This window comes from Verrucomicrobiota bacterium (genome assembly GCA_021413925.1).
Taxonomy (GTDB): domain Bacteria; phylum Verrucomicrobiota; class Verrucomicrobiia; order Chthoniobacterales; family UBA6821; genus UBA6821.
On sequence record JAIOPL010000013.1, the window covers coordinates 104,354 to 129,121 of the forward strand.

General features: G+C 58.8%; 24 protein-coding genes. 11 read left to right on the forward strand and 13 right to left on the reverse strand.

Translation table 11 applies throughout. From position 1 onward, the window contains the following. Window positions 1–76: 76 nt before the first annotated feature. From K8R57_06335 to K8R57_06350, 4 genes are all read right to left on the reverse strand, one after another. Window positions 77–1,102, reverse strand: a complete 1,026-nt coding sequence (locus K8R57_06335; GenBank protein ID MCE9587915.1) for a glycosyltransferase family 9 protein — start codon at window positions 1,100–1,102, stop codon at window positions 77–79. 27 nt (window positions 1,103–1,129) lie between these two features. Beyond that, window positions 1,130–1,651: a YkgJ family cysteine cluster protein gene (locus K8R57_06340; protein MCE9587916.1), complete on the reverse strand. Its 522-nt coding sequence runs from the start codon at window positions 1,649–1,651 to the stop codon at window positions 1,130–1,132. 39 nt (window positions 1,652–1,690) lie between these two features. After that, window positions 1,691–1,945, reverse strand: coding sequence for a DNA-binding protein (locus K8R57_06345; protein MCE9587917.1), 255 nt, complete (start codon window positions 1,943–1,945; stop codon window positions 1,691–1,693). Window positions 1,946–2,158: 213 nt separating this feature from the next. Then, on the reverse strand, window positions 2,159–3,034 hold the full coding sequence (locus K8R57_06350; protein MCE9587918.1) for a deoxyribonuclease IV: 876 nt from the start codon (window positions 3,032–3,034) through the stop codon (window positions 2,159–2,161). A 173-nt stretch (window positions 3,035–3,207) separates the two neighbouring features. On the opposite strand from K8R57_06350, the gene K8R57_06355 reads away from it, so the two are divergent. The 9 genes from K8R57_06355 (at window position 3,208) to K8R57_06395 (ending at window position 13,499) form a co-directional block, all read left to right on the forward strand. Then, on the forward strand, window positions 3,208–3,894 hold the full coding sequence (locus K8R57_06355; GenBank protein ID MCE9587919.1) for a CAAX prenyl protease-related protein: 687 nt from the start codon (window positions 3,208–3,210) through the stop codon (window positions 3,892–3,894). A gap of 10 nt (window positions 3,895–3,904) precedes the next feature. Continuing rightward, window positions 3,905–5,533, forward strand: coding sequence for an NAD+ synthase (locus tag K8R57_06360; GenBank protein ID MCE9587920.1), 1,629 nt, complete (start codon window positions 3,905–3,907; stop codon window positions 5,531–5,533). A gap of 165 nt (window positions 5,534–5,698) precedes the next feature. After that, a complete protein-coding gene (locus K8R57_06365) occupies window positions 5,699–6,316 on the forward strand; it encodes a MotA/TolQ/ExbB proton channel family protein (GenBank protein ID MCE9587921.1) in 618 nt (205 codons plus the stop codon). A gap of 10 nt (window positions 6,317–6,326) precedes the next feature. Further along, on the forward strand, window positions 6,327–6,779 hold the full coding sequence (locus K8R57_06370; GenBank protein MCE9587922.1) for a biopolymer transporter ExbD: 453 nt from the start codon (window positions 6,327–6,329) through the stop codon (window positions 6,777–6,779). Continuing rightward, window positions 6,779–7,474 carry a TonB family protein gene (locus tag K8R57_06375; GenBank protein MCE9587923.1) on the forward strand — a complete coding sequence of 232 codons (696 nt, stop codon included), beginning with the start codon at window positions 6,779–6,781 and terminating at the stop codon, window positions 7,472–7,474. The genes K8R57_06370 and K8R57_06375 overlap by 1 nt, the downstream gene beginning before the upstream one ends. A 142-nt stretch (window positions 7,475–7,616) precedes the next feature. After that, the gene (locus K8R57_06380) at window positions 7,617–9,899 is read left to right on the forward strand and encodes a TonB-dependent receptor (GenBank protein ID MCE9587924.1); all 2,283 of its coding nucleotides are present in this window, start codon (window positions 7,617–7,619) and stop codon (window positions 9,897–9,899) included. 244 nt (window positions 9,900–10,143) lie between these two features. Beyond that, on the forward strand, window positions 10,144–10,671 hold the full coding sequence (locus K8R57_06385) for a transcriptional repressor (protein ID MCE9587925.1): 528 nt from the start codon (window positions 10,144–10,146) through the stop codon (window positions 10,669–10,671). A 116-nt stretch (window positions 10,672–10,787) separates the two neighbouring features. Then, the gene (feoB, locus tag K8R57_06390; protein MCE9587926.1) at window positions 10,788–13,265 is read left to right on the forward strand and encodes a ferrous iron transport protein B; all 2,478 of its coding nucleotides are present in this window, start codon (window positions 10,788–10,790) and stop codon (window positions 13,263–13,265) included. A 132-nt stretch (window positions 13,266–13,397) separates the two neighbouring features. Continuing rightward, window positions 13,398–13,499, forward strand: coding sequence for a FeoB-associated Cys-rich membrane protein (locus K8R57_06395; GenBank protein ID MCE9587927.1), 102 nt, complete (start codon window positions 13,398–13,400; stop codon window positions 13,497–13,499). Here K8R57_06395 and K8R57_06400 read toward each other — a convergent pair. From K8R57_06400 to purU, 8 genes are all read right to left on the reverse strand, one after another. Next, complete coding sequence (locus K8R57_06400) at window positions 13,496–16,177, reverse strand: DNA topoisomerase III (protein ID MCE9587928.1); 2,682 nt, start codon at window positions 16,175–16,177, stop codon at window positions 13,496–13,498. The two genes, K8R57_06395 and K8R57_06400, sit on opposite strands and share 4 nt — an antisense overlap. A gap of 191 nt (window positions 16,178–16,368) precedes the next feature. Further along, window positions 16,369–17,466, reverse strand: coding sequence for a DNA-processing protein DprA (dprA, locus tag K8R57_06405; GenBank protein ID MCE9587929.1), 1,098 nt, complete (start codon window positions 17,464–17,466; stop codon window positions 16,369–16,371). A 165-nt stretch (window positions 17,467–17,631) separates the two neighbouring features. Continuing rightward, on the reverse strand, window positions 17,632–18,318 hold the full coding sequence (locus K8R57_06410) for a GNAT family acetyltransferase (GenBank protein ID MCE9587930.1): 687 nt from the start codon (window positions 18,316–18,318) through the stop codon (window positions 17,632–17,634). A 1-nt stretch (window position 18,319) separates the two neighbouring features. After that, window positions 18,320–19,438 (reverse strand): glycosyltransferase, encoded by a 1,119-nt coding sequence (locus K8R57_06415; GenBank protein ID MCE9587931.1) that lies wholly within the window; start codon window positions 19,436–19,438, stop codon window positions 18,320–18,322. 76 nt (window positions 19,439–19,514) lie between these two features. Continuing rightward, window positions 19,515–20,441, reverse strand: coding sequence for a thioredoxin-disulfide reductase (gene trxB / locus K8R57_06420; GenBank protein MCE9587932.1), 927 nt, complete (start codon window positions 20,439–20,441; stop codon window positions 19,515–19,517). 69 nt (window positions 20,442–20,510) lie between these two features. Continuing rightward, window positions 20,511–20,888: an acyl-CoA thioesterase gene (locus tag K8R57_06425; GenBank protein ID MCE9587933.1), complete on the reverse strand. Its 378-nt coding sequence runs from the start codon at window positions 20,886–20,888 to the stop codon at window positions 20,511–20,513. Window positions 20,889–20,976: 88 nt separating this feature from the next. Next, window positions 20,977–21,666 (reverse strand): ABC transporter ATP-binding protein, encoded by a 690-nt coding sequence (locus K8R57_06430; protein ID MCE9587934.1) that lies wholly within the window; start codon window positions 21,664–21,666, stop codon window positions 20,977–20,979. Window positions 21,667–21,670: 4 nt separating this feature from the next. Further along, window positions 21,671–22,537 carry a formyltetrahydrofolate deformylase gene (purU, locus tag K8R57_06435; protein ID MCE9587935.1) on the reverse strand — a complete coding sequence of 289 codons (867 nt, stop codon included), beginning with the start codon at window positions 22,535–22,537 and terminating at the stop codon, window positions 21,671–21,673. Between the two features lie 96 nt (window positions 22,538–22,633). Here purU and K8R57_06440 point away from each other — a divergent pair, with 96 nt between their 5' ends. Together K8R57_06440 and K8R57_06445 are read left to right on the forward strand one after the other, a co-directional pair. Then, window positions 22,634–23,551 carry a YIP1 family protein gene (locus K8R57_06440; GenBank protein MCE9587936.1) on the forward strand — a complete coding sequence of 306 codons (918 nt, stop codon included), beginning with the start codon at window positions 22,634–22,636 and terminating at the stop codon, window positions 23,549–23,551. Between the two features lie 11 nt (window positions 23,552–23,562). Further along, entirely contained in the window at window positions 23,563–23,994 is a 432-nt protein-coding gene (locus K8R57_06445) for a DUF2752 domain-containing protein (GenBank protein MCE9587937.1), read from the forward strand. On the opposite strand, the gene K8R57_06450 is transcribed toward K8R57_06445, so the two are convergent. Then, window positions 23,991–24,764 carry an MBL fold metallo-hydrolase gene (locus K8R57_06450; protein MCE9587938.1) on the reverse strand — a complete coding sequence of 258 codons (774 nt, stop codon included), beginning with the start codon at window positions 24,762–24,764 and terminating at the stop codon, window positions 23,991–23,993. The two genes, K8R57_06445 and K8R57_06450, sit on opposite strands and share 4 nt — an antisense overlap. Window positions 24,765–24,768: the final 4 nt, after the last annotated feature.

Sequence of the window (24,768 nt, forward strand, 5' to 3'; positions counted from 1 at the left end):
GGCAGCCTAAAGATCCTTACCTAAGAGGCTTAAAACTCTGCGTCTCTGCGCCTCAGCGGGAGACTTATTTTGCGACTTATTTTTTCTGCAGTTCAGCAAAAGCCGCCAAGGTTTCCTCGACCGTGATGTCGGCGACGCTTTGGGAAGATTTCTGGAGCGCGATGTAGGGTACACCCCAAGGATGCCACTCCGGCACAAAGCTGGTGCCGAAGAAGCAGACAATCGGTTTATTCAAGGCAGCGGCGACATGCATCGCTCCGCCATCGCTGCAGATCATTTGATCAGCGAGGGAAACGGCGGCAACCAGCTCCTTGATTGTTGCGGTGGGACAGGAAAAGACCGGCAGACCGTCAAGTCGGGCCTGGATGCGTCCTGCCTTTTCGTCATCACCGGGATGCATGGCGTCGTCCTCGGCACCTGGTGACCAGAACAGCAGGATCTGGTTGTCCCCAGAGGCGGTCAAGGCCTTGGCAAGTTCGATGAATGATTCCTCAGGCCACCGCTGGAGAGGATTTCGAGAGCTGAGGTGAAGTGCCATGGAGGCCTTCTCCGGGTTCCATCCCAAGGCTTTCAGACGCTTGCTTTCTCTAACGACCAAGGCCGCATCTGGAAAGAGCTTCGTGCCACCCAGTGACTCTTCAATACCGAGTAGGGCTCCCAGCCTTCCCATCTTGGAAACCTCATGCTCCTCGAGGCCGTTGTGATCCGGAGCCAGAACATCGGGCTGACGATGGGCCGGCTCCCCGGGCTCGCGAAACCCGATCAGTTGTTTCCCGCCGAGCGTGTGGGCGTAGCGCCAGCCTCCGTTTGCCAGGATGATATGATCGAAGCGGCGCTTACGAATCGTGCGGAGAAGTAGCCAGCGGTTCCAGAGCATCCCCAGCCGCCCGTATCCATGGCTCTTTTGATTCTTCTTCAGGAAGACAAAGACCTCATCAACATCGGGATTTTCATCCAGAACATTCACATTGTAACTGCTGGCCAGAACCGAGATCCGGGCATCGGGATACTTTCTGCGCAGCCCATGAAGCAGGGGTGTGGTACAGATCAGATCACCGATGTTATCGCGCCGGATGACTAGGATCTGAAGGGGAGTGTTCACGGACGCCGAAGGCGAGATTTAGCCAAACTAGACGCGGAAGTCTTTCACGAGTAAGGCCTCCAGATCCTCCATGGCGACCTTGAGTTCATCATGAAGAGGTGTCTGGTCGGCGCCCTTCGGAAGAGTGAGTGCATTTGCCACACGATGGGCGAGCGAGCGGCTGGGATTCGTCTCGGCGATCTGACCCATGATAACCGTGACCTGTGATACCTTCTCACGAGCCGCGCGGATTTTTTCCAGCGCAACCTCCTCGGTGACTTCGCCCGCGAGAACCCCACGGAGCTGACGGCAATCAAAGGCCCTGCAGCGGGCCGGACGATCCTCGTAGATCAGGCAGGAGCATTTCCCCGACACTTCGCGATGGGCCGAGCAGGGCTGGAGGAAAAACTCGACCCCCTTCTGCTTGCGAATCTTCAGCCCCAGTGCAGAAAGTCTCCTGGGCTGGTCTCCCGCCTGGAGCTCGACCGTGTGAAAGAGCACTCCGTCACAGCACATGCCGCAGCTACTGCAGAGATCCTCTGTGCTCCGCGCGGCGGTCGTGTCACTCATCCCTTATTTCCCCGGATATGAAGAGCGTCCTAAGAATGTTTAGGACTTGGCCTGAGATGCCAGAATCTCGCTGATCGCCTTCGCAAAATCGCCGAAGCCGGAGTCGGGGACGATCACGGTATTGCGTCGTCCTTGGTTCTCCTCGTTGATCCTCAGAAAGCGACCCCTGTCGTTTTCACGGACTTCAAGACGGAAGAACTTCCGCTCCACCTGAAGCTCGCGGCTCTCGAGGACATTGTCTTGGGCATATTGGCGGTAGGCGCTCGAGTAGGCGGAGTTCTCTTCTTCGTACATGGGGTGATCAGTTCTAAGATCGGCAACTCGGAAAATCAAACGGATTGTCAGAAGCGGTAATTATCCCGTAGAGGCGCAGAGGCGCAGAGAAAGAGAGGAACATGGAAATCTGAAATAAAGAGAGGGGGAAATCACGGCGTAGTTTTTTCGATCCTCAACGAATCTTCCACATCATTACCTCTGCGCCTTTGCGCCTTTGCGCGAGTCAATCGGTTATTCCAGAAAGCTCCGGAGCAGGGCCATTGCCTCCACGTCCTCGGCGAGGTCTTTCCCCTTGGGGGTTTCCAGGATTTTCGGGATCTCGGCCAACGCGGGCGCGTTCATGATCCAGCGGAAGGCATCTAGGCCGATCTTTCCGTTGCCGAGATTGTCATGCCTATCGACTCGTGAGCCGAGCGCGGCCTTCGAGTCATTGATATGGAGCAGAGAGAGATGATTCAGGCCGATCACCCGATCGAACTCTGCGAAGGTCGTTTCTGCACCGCTTTGAGCCGAGAGATCGTATCCGGCGGCGAAAACATGGGCTGTGTCGAGACAGACCTCCAGGCGCTTGCGATCCTTCACTCCAACGAGGATCGCCGCGATTTCCTCGAAGCGCGCTCCGAGGCAGGCGCCCTGACCGGCTGTTGTTTCCAAAGTGATGCGCACCTTCAGCTCCGGGTTCTCGGCGTGCAACCTGTCAAGATTGCGAATGACACAGGCGATGCCGGCCTCGATACCCATGCCGAGATGGGAACCGGGATGGAGAACAAGAGAGCGGATACCGAGTTGCTCGCAGCGAAGCATCTCGTCGGCTAGGGAGCGCAGAGATTTCTCATGGTTCTCGGTTCCCTCGACCCCGAGGTTGATGAGGTAACCGGCATGCGCCACCACGGCTCCCAGCCGTCCCCGCATTGGATGATCAGTGAAAGCCTTCACATCCGCCTCAGGCAGGGGCTTGGCAAACCACTGCATGTTGTTCTTCACGAAGATCTGCATGGCCGTGCAGCCGATCCCGACAGCACGGTCAATAGCTGTCGCAACACCGCCGATCGTCGGCACATGGGATCCAAGGAGCGGGAGAATTTCGGATTTTGTGGTTTTGGTCACAGGGATGAAGGGGATGAAAAAGATGGAGGAACAAGATCTATGAAATGAAGTTCTTACCCTATGGAAATTTTCAGTTCGGCGCGATCCTGCTGAAGCTTCATATCCCATTTATCCACTTTACCCCTGTGAATCGTAAAATAGTTCCATATTCGAGTGTCGGCTGATAGCCAGAGATGATGACAACCACCCGCAGGGAGCTGCTCGCTTACACGCTCCCCTTTGTGCTTTTCATGGTCGGTCTGGCTGCTGTCTCCGCCGCCAAGGCGCTGGGGATCACCTCATTCTGTGGAGTGGTTCTGGACCCGATGTACTGGATCTATCCGATCCAAAGCAGTGTCTGCGCCGCGGCAGTGCTCTGGTTTTGGAAGAACTATGATTTCAGCGGAACCACAGGTGGGAAACTCCTGATCGGTATGGCAATAGGTCTTTTGGTGCTCGGACTCTGGGTCGCGCCGCAGGAGCTTTTCCATCAGCCGAGACGGATGGATGGATTCGACCCTGGAGTCGTTGCTGGCTTGAGCCCATGGATGCTAGTGGCCCGAGTTGCACGGCTTGTGCTGGTGGTGCCATTGGTAGAAGAACTGTTCTGGCGCGGCTTTTTGCTGCGCTATCTGGTGAATGAGGATTTCACGAAGCTGCCCTTCGGGAGCAGTTCCCGCTTCAGTTTCTGGGCGGTGGCGTTTGCCTTCACCTTGGTTCATTCGCCCGCCGACTGGCCCGCTGCCTTCTTGACCGGAGTGCTATTCAACCTTGTGGCCACCCGCACGAAGAGTCTCGCCGCCTGTGTCACAGCCCATGCTATGGCCAACCTGGGACTGGGTTTCTACATTTGTGCGACACGACAGTGGGGATTCTGGTAGGGTCGAATCCATGAAGGTTGGCATCGCCCAGATCAATACCACAGTCGGTGATTTCGCCGGGAATTCCGCGCGGATTCTGGCTGCCTATCATGAGCTGGTCGACCAGGGTGCCGATCTGGTGGTGACGCCCGAGCTCTCGATCACGGGCTATCCTCCACTAGATTTGATTTTTGCCGGGGAGTTCGTTGAGCGGAATCTGGAAACGCTTGCTGGGATCCAGACGGCCATCGGTGAGGTGCCGCTCCTCGTGGGATTCATTGATCGGAATCTGAGCGGCCACGGGAAGCCGTTCCACAACGCCGCCGCGCTTTTATGCAAAGGTGCCGAGCCCGTTATTATCCACAAGAGACTGCTTCCCACTTATGATGTCTTCGACGAGGCTCGCTACTTTGAGCCGGGCCAGGTCTCTGCTCCGATAGAGATCGCAGGGAAAAAAGTCGGCATCACGATCTGCGAGGATCTCTGGACCCCCGAATTCCTACCCGGACCGCTCTACCGCGTCGATCCACCTGCCGATCTGGTGAATGCTGGGGCCGAGATCCTGGTCAACCTGAGCGCCTCGCCCTACCAATACGGGAAGCCGATGCTTCGGCTTCAAATGTTACATGCTCAGGCCCAGCGATTTGGGTTGACCATCTATTACTGTAACTCCGTGGGTGGGAATGATCAGCTGGTCTTTGACGGGCATTCGTCGGCCTTCTCTGCCAGAGGCGAGCGTGTCCAAGAGATGTTGGGATTCGGAGAGCAACTTCTTGTTATTGAAGAACCTACGGATGCGTTCCGCTCCGATGGACGCGATCAACTGGGCGAGCTCTACCGGGCGCTCGTGCTAGGTCTTCGTGATTATTTCCGCAAATGCGGATTCAAGAATGCAGTTCTGGGATTGAGCGGCGGGATAGATTCCGCTCTGACAGCCGTCCTGGCCGTGGAAGCTCTTGGAAAAGATAATGTCACCGGCGCGGCCATGCCCGGCCCCTATTCCTCGGAAGGGAGCGTAAAAGATGCCTTCATACTGGCAGAAACCCTTGGCATTAAGTGTCTTAACATCCCAATCACGAATTCCTACGAGGTGATGAAGTCCGGATTGCGGGAGATCTTTGAAGGCAGGCCGGAGGATGCCACCGAGGAGAATCTGCAGGCCCGTCTGCGCGGGGTCACGATGATGGCTCTCTCCAACAAATTTGGCAGCCTTTTACTGACCACCGGGAACAAGAGCGAGCTGGCCGTGGGCTATTGCACCCTCTACGGCGATATGTGCGGCGGTCTGGCGGTCATATCTGACCTGCCCAAGACGCTGGTCTACGATCTGGCGCGCTGGATTAACAGGGGAAAGGAGATTATTCCCGCCGCGACCATCACGAAGCCACCAAGCGCCGAACTCCGTCCGGATCAGACCGATCAGGATAGCCTGCCCCCCTACGATCTGCTCGATGCCATCCTCGCTCTCTATGTGGAGGAGAATCTGCCCATTCATGAGATCGTAGCGCGGGGGTATGATCAGGAACTGGTGCGGCGCATCACCGGCATGGTCGATCGCAATGAATACAAGCGCGAGCAAGCTGCTCCCGGCCTGAAGGTAACGGGCCGCGCCTTTGGCATGGGGCGGCGGCTTCCGATCGCCCAGCGATACACTCCCTGATCGCTCCGGCAGAGGTCAGGAGCAGGGGGCCGAGGGAGGTCTCTGGCGAACGTCTCCGCTCTTGTGGTGTCGATTCTTCTTGCGACTGGATCTCAATCTCAATAATTCTCCTGGTTCCGTTCCTGTAACACGACGACCATTTCATCCCTGCGCGCACTCATGCCCATGCATCCCATCAGCATCTTTCTCAAGGGGGGGCCGATCATGGTTCCCATCCTTATTGTTTCCCTGCTTGTGACGGCGACCGTGATCGAACGGATCGTTTTCCTGATCAGGCATCATCGTGATCGTTCTCCACGGACGGTGCGTGAGATCTTTGCCATCGTGGAGCACGGCCGGCCGGTTGAAGCGTTGAGGGTGGGGGAGAAATCCACCGACTCCGTTGCCAAAGTGCTCACTGCCGCGCTTCGTGAACGCGACACCAGCTACACCTCTGCCCTGCTTGCCGCCAGCTCTCTCGAATTGAAGAAGTTCAACCGAGGTCTTCCCCTCCTAGACACGGCGATCACCATTGCGCCGTTGCTTGGATTGCTCGGCACGGTGATGGGGATGATCCGTAGTTTCGGCCTGATCGCCGGCGAGCTCGACGCCCCAGCCGCCATCACAGGCGGCATCGCTGAGGCTCTGATCGCAACGGCATTCGGCCTGCTGGTGGCCATCATGGCGTTGCTTCCTTTCAATTATCTCAATGCCCGCATGGAGGAAGCCCGAGCCGAATTGGAAGAGGCGGGGAACCGCCTGGAGATCTTGCTTGTTCGCGGTGGTGTCCGCAGCGGCGAGTAGGACCACGGATATGCCGGTCTCCATTCCATCACCTGGATCCCGTAAGAAGGCCCGCATCGAGATCATCCCGCTGATCGACATCATGTTCTTCCTGCTGGCTACCTTCGTCATGGTCTCGTTGTCCATGGTGAAGAACAAGGGGATCCCGGTGAACCTGCCGGGAGCCTCCACCGCGCAGCTGCAGGACCGCGGGGAAACCCACTTCGTGACCCTTACCCGCGCTGGTGAGATCGTGGTAGATCGCCAGAACATCCACCCCTCGGCTTTGGAGGGGGTTCTGCGGGATCTCCAGTCGGCGGATCCCGACCCTCGGCTCTTGATCAGCGGGGATACCGATTCCAGTTTCGGCACCGCAGTCTTCGTGCTGGACACGGCGCGGCGCCTCGGCATCCGAAGGATCGCCATCCAGACCAAGGCTCAAGCAGCGACCGCGCCGCACCCCGGTTCTTCAAAGACAAGGTGATGAACCGGGTGCTTCCGGTCTATTTTCTCGCGGCCCTCCTGATCCACGGGACGATCCTCTGGGCATGGGCAAGAACCCCCCCCGTCCTAATCGGCATGCAAGAGCCACCGGCTCTCGAGATCGAGATCTCCGAGGAGCAAAATCCCGCCACCTCGACCGATACGGTGAAGGAAGAGTCTCAGCGCGAGGTGCCTCCACACCCGACCGAGAAGCCCACAGATCCCGAGATAAAGCCCGAACCCGAACTCGAACCCAAACCGGAAGAGATGGTGCCAGAGCCGCTCCCAATACCGGCGGCGAAGCCAACTCCCCGCCCAGACGCTTCCAAACCCCGTTCCAGCAGGCCACCTGCCGTTTCCCAAGCCAGCGTTGAGTCTTCCCCGCCCGCTTTCCGCCCGCCTGCTGGATCGGGGAAGGATCGATCCCATGCATCGTGGAAGCACCGTGTTACCCCATCCTATCCAGCATCGGCTCTTCTGTCCCGGAAGTCGGGACGCGTCTTAGTGACCGTGCAGATCAACGCCCTCGGGCAGGCCACGGCTGCGGCGGTGACTACCTCGAGCGCGAACCCTATTCTGGATGCTGCCGCCGTGCGTGCGGCGCGTGAGTCGACTTACCATCCCAAATGCCTCCTCGGCGTTCCACTTCCGGACACAGTGGCTATCCCCTACAACTTCGATATCCGGGAACGCTGATCCGGGTTGCTTGCGCTGGGCAGTGGTTGCGTAACACGAGCGACCTCCAATGAGATGAACAGTGGAATGATTTGGATAATGAGACGCATTCTCAACTTTTCTATTGCGATTGGGTCTCAATCTCATGTATCCATTCCGCCCCATGAATCCTTCCGCCCACTCAATCATGATGACCTGCACCCGATGTTTCAGGGCACTGGCAGCACTGATTCTTTTGCCGATTGCCACCCTCAAAGCCGAATCGGCAATCGAGGATCAAATGAAAAAGACCGGGGCCACCAACGGAGCGACGGCCGCGCAGCTCGAGGAGGTGAATGTCATCGAGAGGCTTCAGCCCCCGGAAAACGCGCCCTTCCTGCCTGATGTCGAGGGTGCGGAGATCTTTGCGGGTAAGCGGACCGACAATATCGACCCCAACCTCCTGCCGCAGATCAACAACAACAACTACCGCCAGGCCCTGCAGACGACGGCCGGTATCGTTCTCTCCGAGGAGTCAACCCCGCTGGTGAGCATCGGCACCCGCGGTCTGCCGCCCGCCCGCATGCAGTTCCTGCAGGTGATGAAGGATGGCATCCCGATCCATGCCGATATGTTTGGCTACCCCGAGGCCTACTACACCCCGCCGATTGACGCGACGAAGCGTCTGGAGATCATCCGGGGAGGTGCCGCCCTGCTCTACGGTCCGCAGCCCGGTGGCGCCGTCAACTACATCATGGAGAAGCCGCCGCTCGACACCCCGTTCCGGCTCCGCTCGCTCAACACGGTCGGAAGCTTTAACTACTTCGCCAACTTCACCGAGTTGGGCGGAACCGTCGACCAACTCGGTTACTACGGCTACTACAACCACCGCCAGACCGACGGATTCCGCCAGGCCAACAGTGCTTGGACGGTTAACAATTGGAGCGGCACGCTCGCCTGGGGGGCGCAGACGACGAAGCGTACCTATCTGATAGTCGATGCCTACCAGAACTACATCCAAGAGCCGGGTGGACTCACCAAGTCAACCGGCACCAATGCGGTGAACTGGAATTCCAATCCGACCGGCACATCCCGCTTCTATGACAACCTGCACATCGAGCGCTACGCCGTTTCGCTCATCCATGAGAATGACCTAAGCGAGAAAGCCTTCTTCAGTTTCCGCACATGGTGGAACTATTACGGCCGCTGGAGCCAACGTCAGAACGGGGGAGGCTTCGGTACCATTCCGACCGGAAAGGCGGCGCAGAGCAACCAGATCCAGAACCAGCTCTTCTACACCTGGGGTATGATTCCTCAGTTGCGTTACGATTACGACTGGCTCGGCAATACCCACACGATCACGGGCGGAGCGATGCTCTACAACACGCAGTCGCCCCTCACCCAGCAGACAGGAGCCACGCCTTGGGCGGCTACCGGGACACTCTCCAACCAGAGCTGGCGGCAAAACTGGTATACTTCCTTCTTTGCGGAGAATCGCTTCGTCTTCGGGAAGTTCCAGTTCATCCCAGCCGTCCGTTTTGAAAACATTTGGCAGACGATCAACGAGAGCGTGAACGTTTCAAAGAGCAAGGCCGGCCAACCCCTCTCCAATGAGAGCAACTACGCCTTCGTCCCGCTCCCGGGGTTTGGCGCCGAGTACAAGTTCAATGACTGGATCACGGCCTATGGGAACGCCTCCCAATCCTACAAGCCAGTCACTTTCAGCCAGGCAATCCCCAACGCACCCAATGTCTCCGTGCCGAACAACCTCCAGCCCAGCATCGCCTGGAACTACGAGGGAGGATTCCGCGGGAACCCTCGTCCATGGCTTGCATGGCAGAGCAGCTACTTCGTCCTGAACTTCTACAATCAAATTGGCTCTGTCAATCCCACCCCGAGCACAACCATCATCCAGACTATTGGCAACTCCTCGACGATCGGGTGGGACAACATGCTCCAGCTCGATGCCATCGGCCTCGCCGACGATCTGCGCGGCATACGCTCCACGCTTAAGCAAACGGGACCTGGAGACATCAAGCAGGGCGGCACAGCCAACATCCACAGCCTTGTCGATACCTACGGGTCGATGCTTTTCACGGCGGGTTACACCCTGCAACAGGGGAGCTACACAAGCGGACAGTTCCAAGGGAAGACCCCCCAGTACACCCCCGACTACCTCTTGCGACTCGGAGCCCTCTACAATTGGCGCGACCGAGTGAAGATGGGGCTGCTGACCACCTTCAGTGCCGCTGCTTACGCTAACGATAACAACACGCAGCAGTATCTGATGCCCGGCTACAACGTCTGGGACTTCACCTATGAGGTGAATCTTCTCAAGGACCGACTCAGTGTCATCGGCGGTATCAACAACCTCTTCGACCTCAAGTACACGACACGTATCACCCAGACCGGCATCGACCCAGCCATGCCGCGCAACTGGTATGTCGGCGTTCAGGTCCAGTTCTAGGCCCTCTTCTGTCTGAATGATTGCAATTCAGGAATTCAGCGGCACGGATTGCCCAAAAATCTCGCGCAGGGACCCGGCGCGAGAAATTCTCTTCGATCACTCGAAACATAACGGGATTCTCCGTGCTGCGCCCGAAAGCGCGGAAGTTGGAGTTTTCGGTGGATGGAGTTCATGAGCAAAGCAGCCCGCCCCTTTTTGACTTCTGGCTTTCCCCGCGCACCGAAGCGGAGCAAGGTGATATTTCATGGACCAGCAATCCCTCAAAGCCATTCTTGGCCAGGCGCAGGCCTTCTTTGCCTCCAAGGGGCTCCGCTTCACGAAGCAACGCGAAGCGCTCGTCACGCTCATCTTCCGCAACCACGAGCACTTCCGTCCGGAAGACCTGATCCCGAAGCTCCGTAAGAGCGATGGAGCCGTCTCACGCGCGACCATCTACCGCACGATCCTCCTGCTCGTGGAGAGCGGCATGCTGCGGGAGATATCTCTTGGGGGAGGAGAGCGTCTCTACGATCCCAACTTCCTGAAGAGTCCGCATCACAATCACCTCATCTGCGTGGATTGCCGAGAGATCATCGAGTTCGAGGATCCCAACATCGATGTCATGCAGAACTGCATCACCCGGCGACTCGGCTTCTCCCCGACACAAAAGGCGCTTCGCATCGAAGCAAGCTGCGACCGGCTGCGATTGTTGGGATCCTGTAAGAACTTCAAGGCGGGCAAGGCAGCCAAGGGTGCACGGAAACGGCTACCAAAAGCGCGCCGCCCCCTCTGAAAATAAAAGGGTAATCAGCTGCCCAAGAAATACTGCTGGCCTTCAGTCAGGATGAAATTGATACTGCGTCTCAATCTCGCCGACGCTTTGTTCTGAAGCAACGGGCACGGCCGTCCATGTCATCACTTTCCACACTCAAGCCCGGCCAGAGCGCCGTCATTATAAAGCTACCCGCCGATGAGCAGTTGGCGACGCGTCTTCGCGAGATGGGTGTTCTGCGTGGGACGGAGATCACCTTAGTTCGGTGCGCCCCGCTAGGCGACCCCATGGAGTTCCGCCTTCGGGGTTTCGACCTCAGTATCAGACGGGCTGATGCAGCGCAGGTAATGATGAAGCGCGATCCCGCGTCGAGCGGTGAAGCGACGCTGCGGCCCGTACAGCCGATTCCTCCAGCGCATGTCGTATCGCCGGCTCCGACAAAGACCGTTCTCTCCATTTCACACGTTCAGACTTCGGAGCCAGTTAGGGGATCAGGGACGGAAGTGCATCCCAAATCCTACGCTGTTGTTGGCAACCCGAATTGTGGAAAGACCACCCTCTTCAATGCCATGACGGGACTTCGCCAGAAGGTGGCCAACTATCCGGGCGTCACAGTCGAGAAGAAGTCTGGGCAGTTCATCGGCCAACACGGAGAGAAGGTCGAGCTGCTCGACCTGCCAGGCAGCTACAGCCTAGGTGCCCATGCCCCCGACGAGAGGATCACACGGGACGTGCTTCTGGATCTCCGGCAAGACACGCCACGCCCCAAGCGTATCCTTTGCGTTGTGGATGCCTCACACCTCGAGCGCAATCTCTACTTCATCACTCAAGTCTTGGAACTGGGGCTGCCGACCATCATTGCGCTGAACATGATTGATGTCGCGCAGGCACAAGGGACGCCGGTGAATGCGGAGCGTCTCGCAGAGGAGCTCGGCGTCCCAGTGGTCCCCGTGCAGGCGACGCGCCGGGAGACGCTTCTCCCGCTGCGGTTAGCCTTGAGTCGCGCTGACATTCCACGCAGCGCCTGGAAGCCTGATTTCCCTTCAGCCTGGACTCGGGCAGCAGATAAGGTTGCAGCATGCTGGCCCGGTCAGGTGCGAGATAATGGCAGGGCGCTAGGTGAATCACAGGCTCGGATGAAGGCGGCGATATTACTTGCCGCCACGGATTCGGATACCGCCTCCGTGGCAGCAGAACTGGGAGCTGGCTCCGCATTGAGCGCTGCCATCGGCCAGCGCGCAGCTCTCGAAAGGGAGCTGCCGGAGTGGCGTGAGACCGTTGTGGCGGAGCGCTACGAGCAGATTGGCAAGCTCTGCCATGCCGCCCAAGGAGGAATGACCGCCATGAGCGACAAGCTCACCCAACGGCTCGATGACCTTCTGACGCACAAAGCATGGGGGTGGCTCATCTTCGTCGGGATGATGGTGCTGATGTTCGTCTCGATTTTCACCATCGCCTCCTATCCGATGGATTGGATCGAAGCTGGATTCGGAATGCTCTCGGGCGCCGTGCAGGAGGCCATGCCCCCCGGTGACCTCCGCGATCTCCTCACCGATGGAGTCATTGCGGGAGTCGGCGGTGTGGTGGTCTTCCTACCTCAAATCCTGATTTTATTCTTCTTCATCGGCCTGCTTGAAGACACCGGGTACATGGCGCGGGCTGCATTCCTCATGGACCGAGTGATGAGCAAGGTCGGCCTCCACGGAAAATCTTTCATCCCCCTTCTAAGCTCCTATGCGTGTGCGATTCCGGGGATCATGTCCGCGCGAACGATCGAGAATCCGAAGGACCGCCTTGTCACCATTCTGGTGGCGCCGCTCATGAGCTGTTCAGCCCGTCTCCCCGTCTACGCCTTGATGATCGCGGCCCTGCTTCCCTCTGAGTCCGTCTGGCTCAAGGGAGCCATCATGATGGGCCTCTACCTACTCGGTACCACGGCGGCGCTCTTCTTCGCATGGCTCTTCAAGAAGACCATCCTGCGGGGCGAAACCCCGATCTTCTTAATGGAGCTCCCATCTTACCGGCTTCCCTCCCTCCGGCAAATCGCGGCGCAGATGGTGCAGCGGGCCGGCCTCTTCCTGAAACGTGCCGGAACGGTCATCCTCGGTATAGCGATCATCCTGTGGTTCCTCGCTACCTTCCCAAAGATGAATTCCCCAGTGGGAATGCCAGAGCCAACCAAGACAGAGCAACTCCAACACAGTTATGCCGGCCGGATCGGCCATGCACTCGAGCCTGCGATTGCACCACTCGGTATGGATTGGAAGATCGGCATCGGACTCGTGGCCGCACAGGCCGCCCGCGAGGTGTTCGTCGGCACCATGTCGATCGTCTACAACGTCGAGGGGGGTGAGGATCAGCAGGATGGCACTCTGGTGGAAACCCTCCGGGAGGAGAAACGCCCCGATGGAACGCCGACATTCACGCCCCTTACATGTCTTTCGATTCTTGTTTTCTTCGTTCTCTCGATGCAGTGCGTCAGCACGCTGGCGGTTGTGCGCCGCGAGACGAACAGCTTCCGCTGGCCCCTCTTTCAGTTCTGCTACATGACGGGAACGGCCTATGCGCTTTCCTTCCTAGTCTACCAAGGCGGCCGTTTGATGGGCTTCCACTGAGCGAAAGCCGGGGATGGATCATCGGGAATAGCTGGATCGGGAAACCCTATAACCTATGCCCTATCTCCAATCCCCTACAGGTGCTAACCTGTAACTGTGACACCAGAACTCCAGACAGCATTAGCCCTCGGCATGGTCGCCGCCGCCGCCGCGTTTTTTGTCACCCGCTGGTTCAAGGCGCGCAAGAAGCCGGGGTGCGGCGGAGGCTGCGGGTGCGCCTCAAAGAAAATTTAGACCGGAGCTTTAGTCGATTTCTTAGCCGGTGCTTTTTTCTTAGCGGGAGCTTTCTTGGGCTTAGCTGCCTTCGTCGCCTTCTTCTCCACGGCCTCAGCCACGGCGTCAGTCGTGAGGTTGGGCTTGAGTGGTTTGCCGAAGCGACCGCGCTTTACGGTTGATCCTTCCCCTTCGGCACCCCCGGCTTTAGGAGCCTTTGGTTCCCTAGGCTCGAATTCGAAGCTAACCTTTTTCCCATCCAGTTTGAGGTAGGCGGCGAACTTGCGCCCTTTCTTGGAGACGAATCCAGCGATGAGGTTCGTTCTGCCGGTCTCGGCTAGCTTGACGATTTCCTCTCTTGGGATGGAGCGCTGGAGGATGGTCTTGCCGGTGCGGAACTCGCATGACTTCTCCGCGCCGATCGACTGGTCGCACACGTAACTGGTGACGCCTTCGCGGATGGTGCCTTTTTTGCAGACAGGGCACGGCGCGATGGCCTCGGAATTGCGGATGGCCGCCTCGGCAGCGGGATCTCCCTCGCGTTCGCCGAAGACGAACTTGAGCTTGAACTCCGGATCAAACTCCAGCTCTGCGGAGAAAGGTTTTCCGAAGCGGCTGCGGAAGCCGTCCAGCGGGCCGACGGCTTTTTTCGTGAGCAGCTCGGTGATCTCGGGGCGCTCCAGCGGCCGGCCTGCAAGAGACTTCCAGAGACTCAGGTCACAGTTTCGGCATTTGAACTGGCGTACGTTCTCTTTGAAGGGGCCCTTGCCGCACTTGGGGCAAACGACCTCCAGGTCAGGGAAGGCCCCCTCGGCATCGTCGGTGAAGCCCTGGGCCTTCGTGATGATGTCGCGCGTGAAGACGCGGATCTCCTCCATGAACTCGGGGCGCTGGAACTCTCCGGCCTCCATCTGCTTGAGCTTGTGCTCCCAATCGCCCGTCAGCTCCGGCGAAGTCAGGACAGCCACACCCATGTGCTTGAGCAGGTTGACTAGCGCCATGCCCTTACTGGTGGCGGTGAGGTCGCGTCCCTCGCGCAGGACATAGCCGTCGCCCAGGAGTCCCTCGATGATTGCGGCGCGCGTGGCCGGAGTGCCAAGGCCGCGCAGGCTCATGGCCTCGCGCAGTTCCTCATCCTCGACCAGCTTACCCGCGCCTTCCATGGCGCTGAGCAGGGTCGCTTCATTGTAGCGGGCCGGGGGACGCGTCTGTGTCTCATGCACCTGAACGGAGTCGGTACGGGCGGGCTCGAGCGCGCCAGATGCTCCATTGGCAGCTGCAACCGGAACTAGAGTCTTCGCATCTTCCTCGCCCTCGGCGACCGCATGCTTGCCATAGACGGCCTGCCATCCTGGATCAGTGAGCACCTTCCCCTCGCTCTTGAAAGGCTCTTCCTCCACGCGGGTGATCCGGGTGGTGACATCAAATCGGGCGGGAGGATAGAAGACCGCTACGAAGCGCTGAGCGACCATCTGGAAAAGCTTGGCCTCGACCTCGTCGAGGCCGGCGATGGAGGCGCCGGTCGGGATGATGGCATGGTGGTCGGAGACCTTCGCATTGTTGAAGACCTTGCCGGTCTTGATGACCCAGTTCTGGGTTAATGCATGCTCGGCGTGCTTGCGCAGTTCCTTGTCCTCGAACGACTTGAAGGCTGCTTTTACTGCAGGCATGCTATCCTCGGGGAGGTAGCGGGAGTCAGTTCGGGGATAGGTGAGCACCTTGTGATGCTCGTAGAGGCGCTGGGCCAGCTGGAGAGTGCGCTTGGCGCTGAAGCCAAAGCGGCCGTTGGCCTCGCGCTGGAGGGTGGTCAGATCGTAGAGGAGGGGTGAGGCCTGGCTGGTTGATTTTTTGGTCTCTTCGATGACACCCGGTTTGCCTTCGCACTTGGTGCGGATCGCCTCCGCAGCGGCGTGATCCCAGAGGCGTTCGGCCTTCTTGTCCGCAGAGTCGGCTTCCCCTTCGGATTTCTTGAAACTCTCGTCGAACCAGCGGCCGGGATAGTTTCCGGCAGCCACGGAAAAGACTCCGTGGACCTCAAAGTAGGTCTTCGGCACAAAGGCGCGGATCTTCTCCTCACGCTCGACTAGGATAGCGAGAGTCGGGGTCTGGACGCGTCCTACGGGCGTAAGCTGGAAGCCACCCTGTCCGGAGTTCACGGCGGTGAGTGCGCGGGTGCTGTTGATCCCGACAAGCCAGTCACTCTCGGAGCGGCAGACGGCTGCTGCGGCCAGCGGCTGCATCTCAGCATCATCGCGCAGATGGGCAAAGCCCTCCTGAATTGCTTCCTTGGTCATCGACTGGAGCCAGAGGCGCTTCACCGGCTTCTTGCAGCCGGTCAGTTGGATGATGTTGTGGAAGATGAGCTCTCCCTCGCGGCCGGCGTCGCAGGCATTGATGACCGAGGTGACCTCGGGCTTCTTGAGCAGTCGCTTGACCACGGCTAGGCGATCCGCGGAGCGCGCAATGGGTTGAAGCTCAAACTCCTCGGGAATGATAGGCAGGGACTCCAGTTTCCAAGAGAGGCCTTTGCCCCCTGTCATTTTGTTCGGAAGGCAGAGCTCCACTAGGTGACCGACCGCCGAGGTGATGATGTAGTCGTCCACCTCGAAGAACTCGGCCTTAGCTGCCTTTCCCCCCAAGGCTCTGGCCAGATCGGCGGCGACGCTGGGCTTCTCGGCGATGACTAGGGTTTTGGACATGGCTGGGTGCAGAAGTTAAAACGTTGAATGGTGAATCGTTAAAAGGGGAAGGCTGCGGAGTTGGGAGCAAAGCAGGAAAAATCGAATCGGGAAAAAGAAAATGAAGAGCCACGAAATCAGCAAGAGAACGACAGACCGGGCCTTTGTAACATTTTAACGGTTCAACTCCTGTAACGCGCAGTCCTTATTTATCAGATCAGTTTGATGAAGCGGTTGCCCGGTTGGGCCCGGACATGGCGTCCTAGCTCAAGGGCGAGCAACCTAGAAGAGACCGTCGCCGGTGGCAAACCGGATCTGGCAATGATCGTGTCCACGGGGGTCGGATCCTCTCCGATCGCCTCGTAAACCAGGAGCTCCTCGCCGGTCAGTTCCACCTTCGGACGGCTGCGGGAGAGCTCCGGAGGTACCGCAAAGATCATGGGAAGATCTGACAGTATGTCGGCTGCATCGATCACGAGCTTGGCCCCCTGCTGGATCAGACGGTTTGAGCCGAGCGTGCCAGGATGATCGATCCGACCCGGAACGGCATAGAGTGAACGGCCTTGATCCCCGGCCTCCCTGGCGCTGATCAGGGCGCCACTGTTCTGGCCTGCCTCCACGACCAGCAGGCCGAAGGAGCAGCCGCTGATGATCCGGTTCCGCTTGGGAAAGGTCTGCTTGGTTGGGGTGACACCCATGGGGAACTCACTGATCACAGCCCCGTGGTTCTCAACGATCTTCTCAACCAAGGGAATATTCTCCTCAGGATAGATATGGGAGAGGCCGCTGCCCAGAACCGCAACCGTGCGGCCATTAGCTGCTAGCGCTGCCTGATGGGCCGCCGTATCGATGCCGCGTGCCAGACCGCTGTAGACCGTCAGTCCTGAGTAGGCTAGCTGGTAGCCTAGCTTCTTGGCCGACTCCAAGGCGTAGTGGCTTGCCTTCCGCGTGCCGACGATGCCGATGCCATTCCGTTGGTCGCGTTCCTCCAGCTTGCCAAGGATGTAGAGGACGATTGGGGGATCATGGATCTCCTTGAGAAGTTCGGGATACTCGGAGTCGGCTTGGGTCAGGACCCGGGCTCCTGCCTTCTGAACCAAAGCAAGCTCGGCATCCAGATCGGCGTGTTCTTGCCAGGAGTTGATGACGGAAGAAACTTCAGGCCCTATCCCTTCCACACCGCGCAATTCCGAACCGGTGGCCCCGAGGATCGCGGAGAGGGACCCGAACCGGTCAGTCAGCCGCCGCACCCGTACGGGCCCCACCTGGGGAAGCATATTCAGGATGATCGCGGCCTCGGTGTCAGTCATTGGTGGAGAGAGGCTATTGGGTATTTGGGCTGTTGGACTATTGGCAATTCAGTACGCCTGCCAAGTTATGCGCAGACGTTCGTCTGAAACGAAAAATTCAAGGGACCAGACATGGTAGATTAATAAACCTGAGCCAACAGCCCAATAGTCCAACCTGCCAACAGGCTAACGCAGCTCCTTCAGGACGGTCGTGAGGTAGACTGGTTCGGGGTGGGTCTTGCGGTATTTCGTGATCTCGCTGCGGTTGAGCACCTGGAAGCCGTAGCGTTCGAAAACCCTAGCTCCACGCCGTGCTTCAAAGGTCACCACCTGACCATAGACCTGGCGCACGTTCTTGCAGCGCAGATGCTCCAGATAACTGTTCATGAGCTTTGTGCTATGGGCCAGTCCTTGCGCTTCTGGCAGAATATTGAAGTGGAAGTGGGCGCTACGACGGGGAGCCTTAGGAACTTCCTTCCACGAAGTGCGTAGGATCCAGCCGATGAAGTCACGCGTAGCCTTGTTGTAGAAGGGGTACTTGGCCATCCCGCGGGTGAAAAGGTGGATGTTGTTGAAGAAATTGAAGAGCTGCTGGCGGAAGGGACGGTAGGAACCGAGCAGATAGCCCTTCACAATGCCCTCCTGCTCAAGCACGAACGAGGACTCCGGCTCGATGTCCGTGTAGTACCGGGTCAGGTAGTCCGCGAAAATCTCGCGATCCTGGAAGACCGGGTCGATCGCCTTACCTAGAAATCCGGTCTCGCAGCAGAGATGGCGCACGGCCTCGCGATCACGTGACTCGTAACGGCGGATAGTCACTGCGGATTGACGTGCGGGTGAAGGGGGGGCGGTGACGGGCGATGCTACGGACACTCTAAGGGTTGTACGAGGCGATCACCTTCCGGTAAATCGCAAAGAGACGAGCAAAGACTTCCTTCCAGCAGTAGCGGCCTTTCACGAAGGCGGAGGCCCGCAGGCCCGAGGCCGCAAGATCCTGATCCGCAACCGTCCGAATCGCCCCGGCCAGTGCCTCCGCATTGTTGTCCACCGACCAGTTGTGCAGGCCGCTGAAGTTGATCGCGTCCATGTAGCTGCCGCGGATCCCGACCACGGGTGTTCCGCAGGCCTGACTCTCGAGGGTCACCAGTCCGAAGGTCTCTTTGACCCCGGGATGCACGAAGAGATCCGCCGCCCTGTAGATATCAGCCAGCTCCTGGGATCCGTTGCAGTAACGAATCCAGCTTACGGCCTGCGTCGCTTCTTCCAGATGATGAAGCGCATTGCGGAGCATGCCGTCGCCTACCACAACCAGATGAAAACGTCTCGGATCGCTCTTGTGAAGCAGCGCGAAAGCCTCGAAGAGCTTGCGGACGTTCTTGTCGGCATTAAGCCTGCCGACATAGAGCAGAACCTGTTTGTCGGAGGGCCATCCGAGGGCCTGGCGAGCTGCATGTCCGCGCTCTCTGTCGGGAAAGAAGATGTCCGTGTCGACGCCTAGTTCAAGAGTCTCGACGTTCTCCATGCCCCACATGCTAAGGAGTTCGGAGAGGCCGGCACTTGGGACTAGCGTGCGCTCGAAGCGGTTGTAGAGCGTGACAGCGTACTTCTTGCCGATTTCCTCGGCCATCATCACGGAGATGGAGCCGAAGTACTTGGCCACGGAACGAAGCACTGCGTCCGGAAAATGCGAATGGTAGAAGCCGACCGTGGGGATGCCGAGCGCACGTCCCGAGGCGAGGGCCTTCCATGCAATCTGATAGGGATCGCCCGATTCGATCAGGTCCGGCTGTTCCCGCTCCAAGGCCTCCTCCACAAGGTTGAGATTGATGAGCGCGCGATAGCGTGCCGTCCGCGAAATCAGCGGCGATTCGATCGTGTAGATCGTCTGGAGTCCCTCAATTCGGCGCTCGGTCTTTTCGCCCGGAATGATCAGCACATGGCGATCACCGGCCGCTTCCAAGTGAGCCGCCTTCTCCGCTACATAACGCCTCACCCCCCCCGAGAACGGGGAGTAGAATTGGGTGAGGTCGCAAATTACCACTGAAAATGAGGAAGGGCAGGAGCCCCGCTTACAGACCCGCTAGCCAGCGTTCCGCGTCGATTGCAGCGGCGCAGCCCATGCCCGCTGCTGTGATGGCTTGGCGGTAGACGGAGTCGGCGCAGTCGCCGGCGGCGAAGACCCCGGGGATGTTCGTGCGGCTACCCTCGCCGAGAATGAGGTATCCAGCCTCATCCATGGTGAGCTGTCCTTGGAAGATTTGCGTGTTCGGTGTGTGGCCGACCGCCACAAAGACCCCTGCGCAATCCAGCGTGCTGACTTCATCGGTCACGATGTTCTTCAGGCGCACGCCGGTGACGCGGTTTTGCGTGACATCGAGAACCTCTTCCACAACGGAGTTCCAAACGGGTGTGATCTTGGGGTTGGCGAGAGTCCGCTCGGCCATAATTTTGGAAGCGCGGAGTGCATCGCGTCGGTGGATCAGATAGACTTGGGAGGCGAACCGGGTGAGATAGCTGGCCTCTTCACAGGCCGAGTCTCCTCCTCCCACGACCACGAGCGGCTGGTTGCGGAAAATCGGTAGAGCCCCGTCGCAGGTAGCGCAGTAAGTGACCCCCCTGTTCTCGAGTTCATGTTCCCCGGGGACGCCGAGGTGGCGGTGTCCCGCGCCGACAGCAACGATGACGGTTCGGGTCTCGATTGTTTTTCCATCGACCGTGACTTTCAGCGGGTTGGAGGAGAAGTCGACCGACTCCACGCGACTCAAATACTGGATCCGTGTTCCGAAGCGGGTTGCCTGTTCCTGCATCTCCATCATCAGCGCCGTTCCCTCGATGCCGTTCTGGAAGCCGGGGAAGTTCTCGACGCTCGAGGTGGTGGTGAGCAGGCCGCCCGGCTGCTGGCCCGTGATCAGAAGAGGGTTGAGATTGGCGCGCGCTGTATAGATCGCGGCGGTCCATCCGGCGCAACCGGATCCGATGATGACGACTTGTTCCATCCGGTGATGTTAAAACCTGAAACCTGAAACCTGAAACCTGAAAATGGGAAATCTCTGTCAGAGACTTTCCTAAACTTCCGGAGCGAAGGGTTCCGGCCAGCCTTTGGGTAGGCGGAGAGGTTTCCCCTCCGGCATCTTCACGAAGGCTAGCGCTTGCTGGCACGTGATCAGCAGGGCCCCGTCGCGCGGGCGCTTGATCTCGAAGTGGCACCAGAAGCGGGCAGGGGTGGCCTCACCGAGGCGTCCGTGAACTTCGAGTTCGTCTCCTAGGATTGCGGGCCTCTTGTAGTCGATCTCGGTGCGCACAACCACGGGGTAGACCGAGGTTCGGGCCATCCGCTCCCAATCCATGCCCAGCTTTACGGCGAGCAGTGTGCGAGCCGTCTCGATGAAGCGAAGGTAGGCAATGTTGTGGACGACTCCACCCGCATCCGTGTCGAAGAACATGACCTGAACGGGTGTGACGATGGAGGGGGGAGAAGACATGGAAGGATGAAACTGGAGACCTGAAACCTGAAGGCGTGTTAGCGGTTCCTTAGGCGAGTTGTTCCTGAAGATGGCCTTCCTTGAGGAAGAGCTGACGATCGCCGAGAGCGGCTAGAGCCGGATCATGGGTCACGGCGACAAAGGTCCGTCCATCCTGCCTCGCCAGCCCGAGAAGGAGCTCGATGATCCCGGCGCCCGTCACCGCATCGAGGTTCCCCGTGGGCTCGTCGGCAAAGAGAATGCTGGGATCATTCACCAAGGCGCGGGCGATGGCCACACGCTGCTGCTCGCCGCCGCTGAGTTGCGAGGGGAGATGGTCGAGGCGTCCCGAAAGTCCTACCCGGTCGAGCAGGCTGCGGGCGTGAGCGTCGTTTTTTCTGCCGCCCAGCATCGAGGGAAGTAGTACGTTCTCTAGGGCAGTCAGTTCCGGCAGGAGAAAATAGGATTGGAAGACGAATCCCATGCGGCGGTTGCGCAGCAGGGCCTCACGATCGCCCTTGAGAGCAAAGAGCTGTTCGCCTTCGAACTCGACGCTTCCCTCCCTCGGATGCTCCAGACCAGCAAGGATATAGAGGAGCGTCGATTTGCCTGCACCGGATGCGCCGCGGAGAAAGACCACCTCTCCTTTGGCCACATCCAGATCGACCCCCTTGAGAACCTGAAGCTTAGCCTCTCCCAAATCGTAGGTTTGGCAAAGCCCTCGGGCCCGAAGGTGAATGATGGAGGAAGCAGTAGTCATGAGATCAATCCCCGAAGACAATCGCACGGGAGCCGTGAACCACGACGCGATCATCGACATGGAGGCGGACACCACGGGCCAAGGCGAGTCGCTCGCAGTCGCGTCCGAGACGCCGCATGTCAGAGGGAGAGTGGAAGTGTTCGATCGGGATCATCTCCTGATGGATGATCGGGCCGGCATCCAGCTCTTCGGTGGCGTAGTGGCAGGTGGCACCGATCAGCTTCACGCCGCGGTCGTAGGCACGCCGGTAGGGATCCGCTCCGGCAAAGGCGGGTAGCAGGGAGTGATGGATATTGATAACGTGGTTGTGATGCTCCTCGCAAAACCAAGCTGGGAGCACCTGCATATAGCGGCAGAGGACGGTCAGATCCCCCGAGACATCACGGATGGCATCGCTGATCGTGCGGAAAGCCGTATCCCTGCCCGCCTCTTCTGAGGGAATCGGAACATGGAGAAACGGCAGCCCCTCCTTCTCTACCGAGGAGCGCAACGAATCATGGTTCGAGATCACCAGGGGCACTTCGATGTTCATTTCTTTGGAGCGCCAGCGCCAGATCAGGTCCGCCAAACAGTGATCCTCCTTGCTGACCATCAGGACAGTCCTCACCGGCTTAGAACTGTCGCGGATGGAGCATCGCGCCTTGATCGACTCTACGATTGGAGCGAAGGCGGTGCGCACCGTTTCCAGCGTGACACCCTCCGGCACCTCGAAGGCAAAGCGGGCCAGGAACCAGTTATTGATCGTATCGGTGTACTGGTTCACCTCGACGAAGTTTCCCCGTTGCTCGGCAACAAAACCGGTGATCTTTGCCAGTAGCCCCACCTGATCAGGGCAATCCAGCGTCATCAGCAGCGTGGTCGGAGAAGGCATGGAGAGGAAAATATGAAGGATGAAGGATGAATTATGAAGGGTTTTCGGAAGCCCTCGACTCTCGACCTTCGTCGCTCGACGGATTAGCCTTTTGTCATGTCCAACATCCACATTGCGCGCAACCACCAGTCCCTAGGCTCGTTCAGCGAAGAGGCCGTCAGGGAAGGAATTCATTCCGGACGCTTCTCGTCGGGTGATCTTGCCTGGCGAGAGGGGATGGCTGAGTGGAAGCCGCTCGGCGAGATGGCCCCTCAATGGGGAATGGAGATTCCGGCTCCTTCGCTTGATACAGCAAGTCTGGGCGAGACACCCTTTGCTGCAATCCCTGTCGAGGGAAGAGGCCCTGCTTGGGAAGAGCGTGCATCGCTTGGTTTTTTCGCCGCCCTTTCCCAGACGATCGGCGATGTGCTTTTACGCCCGACACAGACCTTCGCCTCCATGAAGCAGACGGGCGGGCTGGCCAATCCGCTCCTCTATTTCGTGCTGCTCAGTAGCGCCATGTTTGCCGTCTCCGCCTTCTACCAGATCGCGATCACAACCATGAATCCGGCACTCTTTGCCCCGAAGATCCCCCATGCTACAGGCCTGCCCACGGGATCCTCCTTCTCGGTAGCACTGATAGGATCGGTGCTACTCTCCCCGGCGCTCTATGTCGTGAGCGCCTTCATTTCCTCGGGAATCACCCATCTTTGCCTGAAGTTGCTGGGCGGTGCCAATCGGCCGTTCGAAACCACCTTCCGAGTCATCTGCTACGCGCAGGCCAGCGCGGCGGTGCTCAATATCATCCCGATCTGCGGTAGCCTGATCGGCGTGATTTGGGGCGCTTACGCAATTATCATCGGGCTCAAGGAAGCGCAGTACACGGAAGGTTGGAGGGCGACGCTCGCTATCACCCTGCCAGGTTTACTCTGCTGTGGACTCCTTCTCTTGCTGGGTACGGCAGCGGGATTCGGGATCGCCGAGTTAAGCCATCAGATGGGCGGCAGTATGCCGACGCTGCCTAAGCTTCCCTAATTCATAAGTCCTTGCTGGTTCCCCGATTCTTCTGGCGGCCGCTCTTTCCGGGGGAGCATGATCCGGAGCTGACTTGGGGTTTGGTTATCGCACTCGGTGGCATCCTGGCCATCGGCTGGCTTATCAGCGGACTCCCCACGCCGCTATGTCCGCTCCATATGCTGACAGGTCTCCCCTGCCCCACCTGCGGCATGACCCGGGGGCTTAGCTGTCTACTTCACGGCAATCTCAAGGGGGCCATGCTGTTCAATCCACTCCTGACGGCTCTCGTTTTTGGAATAACTCTCTATCTCCTTTATTGCGTGGTGGTTGTCTCTGCAGGACTGCCGCGTCTGCGGTGGGAGCCACTCTCTAAAAAGACCGCGCTTGCTGTGCGAGTCGGCGTGGTGGCACTGATAGCGGGGAACTGGATCTACCTGATCATCAGGGAATGGGCCCTCTAATTGAATCTGATGGGAGCAGACACCTCCTCCTGAAGTGCGCAGAAGAGGTTGATTGCACTCGGACCCAGCATTCGGTTCATGGCGCCGAGAGCCAGCTCTTCGCTGTTACAGTCACGGCTGAGGTGACCGAGCAGGAGATGACCTAGGCCATCATGACGGATCCCCGAGACGGTTTCCGCCGCCGCGGTGTTCGAGAGATGGCCGTGGCGGGACTGGATCCGTTGCTTGATCGACCAGGGGCGCTTCGTGTCTTTTTCGAGGAGTTGCTCATCGTAGTTAGCCTCGATCAGGAGACCATCCACCCCGCGTAGCGATTCAGTAACGAGCGTCGTTGCATGACCAAGGTCCGTGAGGAACCCAAAGGAGTGGGTCCGTTCTCGGATCACGAAGCCGACCGGCTCCACCGCATCGTGCGGTATGAGAAAAGAACGCACGGTTGTGCCCTCCAAGTCGAACTCGGCACCGCTTTCAAAGATCTTCCATCCGTTGAAATCGAGGACTTTGTCCCGGAGAACCGCCGCCGTCTGGCGGTTGCAATAGATCGGGGTGGCATGCTTCTTGGACCACTGGGCGAGTCCCTTGGTGTGGTCGCCGTGCTCGTGGGTCACTAGGATCGCGCAGAGGTCGCGCGGTTCCACGCCGCAAGAGCTTAAACGGAGAGTCAGCTCCTTGGTGCTCAGGCCCGCATCAACCAGGAAGGAGGCCGTTTCGGTCCGAACCAGTGCGGCGTTGCCATTGCTGCCGCTGGCCAGAATCGTGATCTCGAGCATGGGA

Excerpts from the sequence above, each read along its gene's own strand:
- purU (MCE9587935.1), bottom strand. The coding sequence starts at position 22,537 with ATGCCTTCTCCGACCACGCTGCTGATGACGCTGGATTGCCCTGATCAG.
- trxB (MCE9587932.1), bottom strand. The coding sequence starts at position 20,441 with ATGGAACAAGTCGTCATCATCGGATCCGGTTGCGCCGGATGGACCGCC.
- feoB (MCE9587926.1), top strand. The coding sequence starts at position 10,788 with ATGTCATCACTTTCCACACTCAAGCCCGGCCAGAGCGCCGTCATTATA.
- K8R57_06340 (MCE9587916.1), bottom strand. The coding sequence starts at position 1,651 with ATGAGTGACACGACCGCCGCGCGGAGCACAGAGGATCTCTGCAGTAGC.
- K8R57_06425 (MCE9587933.1), bottom strand. The coding sequence starts at position 20,888 with ATGTTCTTCGACACGGATGCGGGTGGAGTCGTCCACAACATTGCCTAC.
- K8R57_06395 (MCE9587927.1), top strand. The coding sequence starts at position 13,398 with ATGGTCGCCGCCGCCGCCGCGTTTTTTGTCACCCGCTGGTTCAAGGCG.
- K8R57_06345 (MCE9587917.1), bottom strand. The coding sequence starts at position 1,945 with ATGTACGAAGAAGAGAACTCCGCCTACTCGAGCGCCTACCGCCAATAT.
- K8R57_06365 (MCE9587921.1), top strand. The coding sequence starts at position 5,699 with ATGCATCCCATCAGCATCTTTCTCAAGGGGGGGCCGATCATGGTTCCC.
- dprA (MCE9587929.1), bottom strand. The coding sequence starts at position 17,466 with ATGACTGACACCGAGGCCGCGATCATCCTGAATATGCTTCCCCAGGTG.
- K8R57_06430 (MCE9587934.1), bottom strand. The coding sequence starts at position 21,666 with ATGACTACTGCTTCCTCCATCATTCACCTTCGGGCCCGAGGGCTTTGC.
- K8R57_06375 (MCE9587923.1), top strand. The coding sequence starts at position 6,779 with ATGAACCGGGTGCTTCCGGTCTATTTTCTCGCGGCCCTCCTGATCCAC.
- K8R57_06380 (MCE9587924.1), top strand. The coding sequence starts at position 7,617 with ATGAATCCTTCCGCCCACTCAATCATGATGACCTGCACCCGATGTTTC.
- K8R57_06370 (MCE9587922.1), top strand. The coding sequence starts at position 6,327 with ATGCCGGTCTCCATTCCATCACCTGGATCCCGTAAGAAGGCCCGCATC.
- K8R57_06360 (MCE9587920.1), top strand. The coding sequence starts at position 3,905 with ATGAAGGTTGGCATCGCCCAGATCAATACCACAGTCGGTGATTTCGCC.
- K8R57_06355 (MCE9587919.1), top strand. The coding sequence starts at position 3,208 with ATGATGACAACCACCCGCAGGGAGCTGCTCGCTTACACGCTCCCCTTT.
- K8R57_06440 (MCE9587936.1), top strand. The coding sequence starts at position 22,634 with ATGTCCAACATCCACATTGCGCGCAACCACCAGTCCCTAGGCTCGTTC.
- K8R57_06385 (MCE9587925.1), top strand. The coding sequence starts at position 10,144 with ATGGACCAGCAATCCCTCAAAGCCATTCTTGGCCAGGCGCAGGCCTTC.
- K8R57_06400 (MCE9587928.1), bottom strand. The coding sequence starts at position 16,177 with ATGTCCAAAACCCTAGTCATCGCCGAGAAGCCCAGCGTCGCCGCCGAT.
- K8R57_06450 (MCE9587938.1), bottom strand. The coding sequence starts at position 24,764 with ATGCTCGAGATCACGATTCTGGCCAGCGGCAGCAATGGCAACGCCGCA.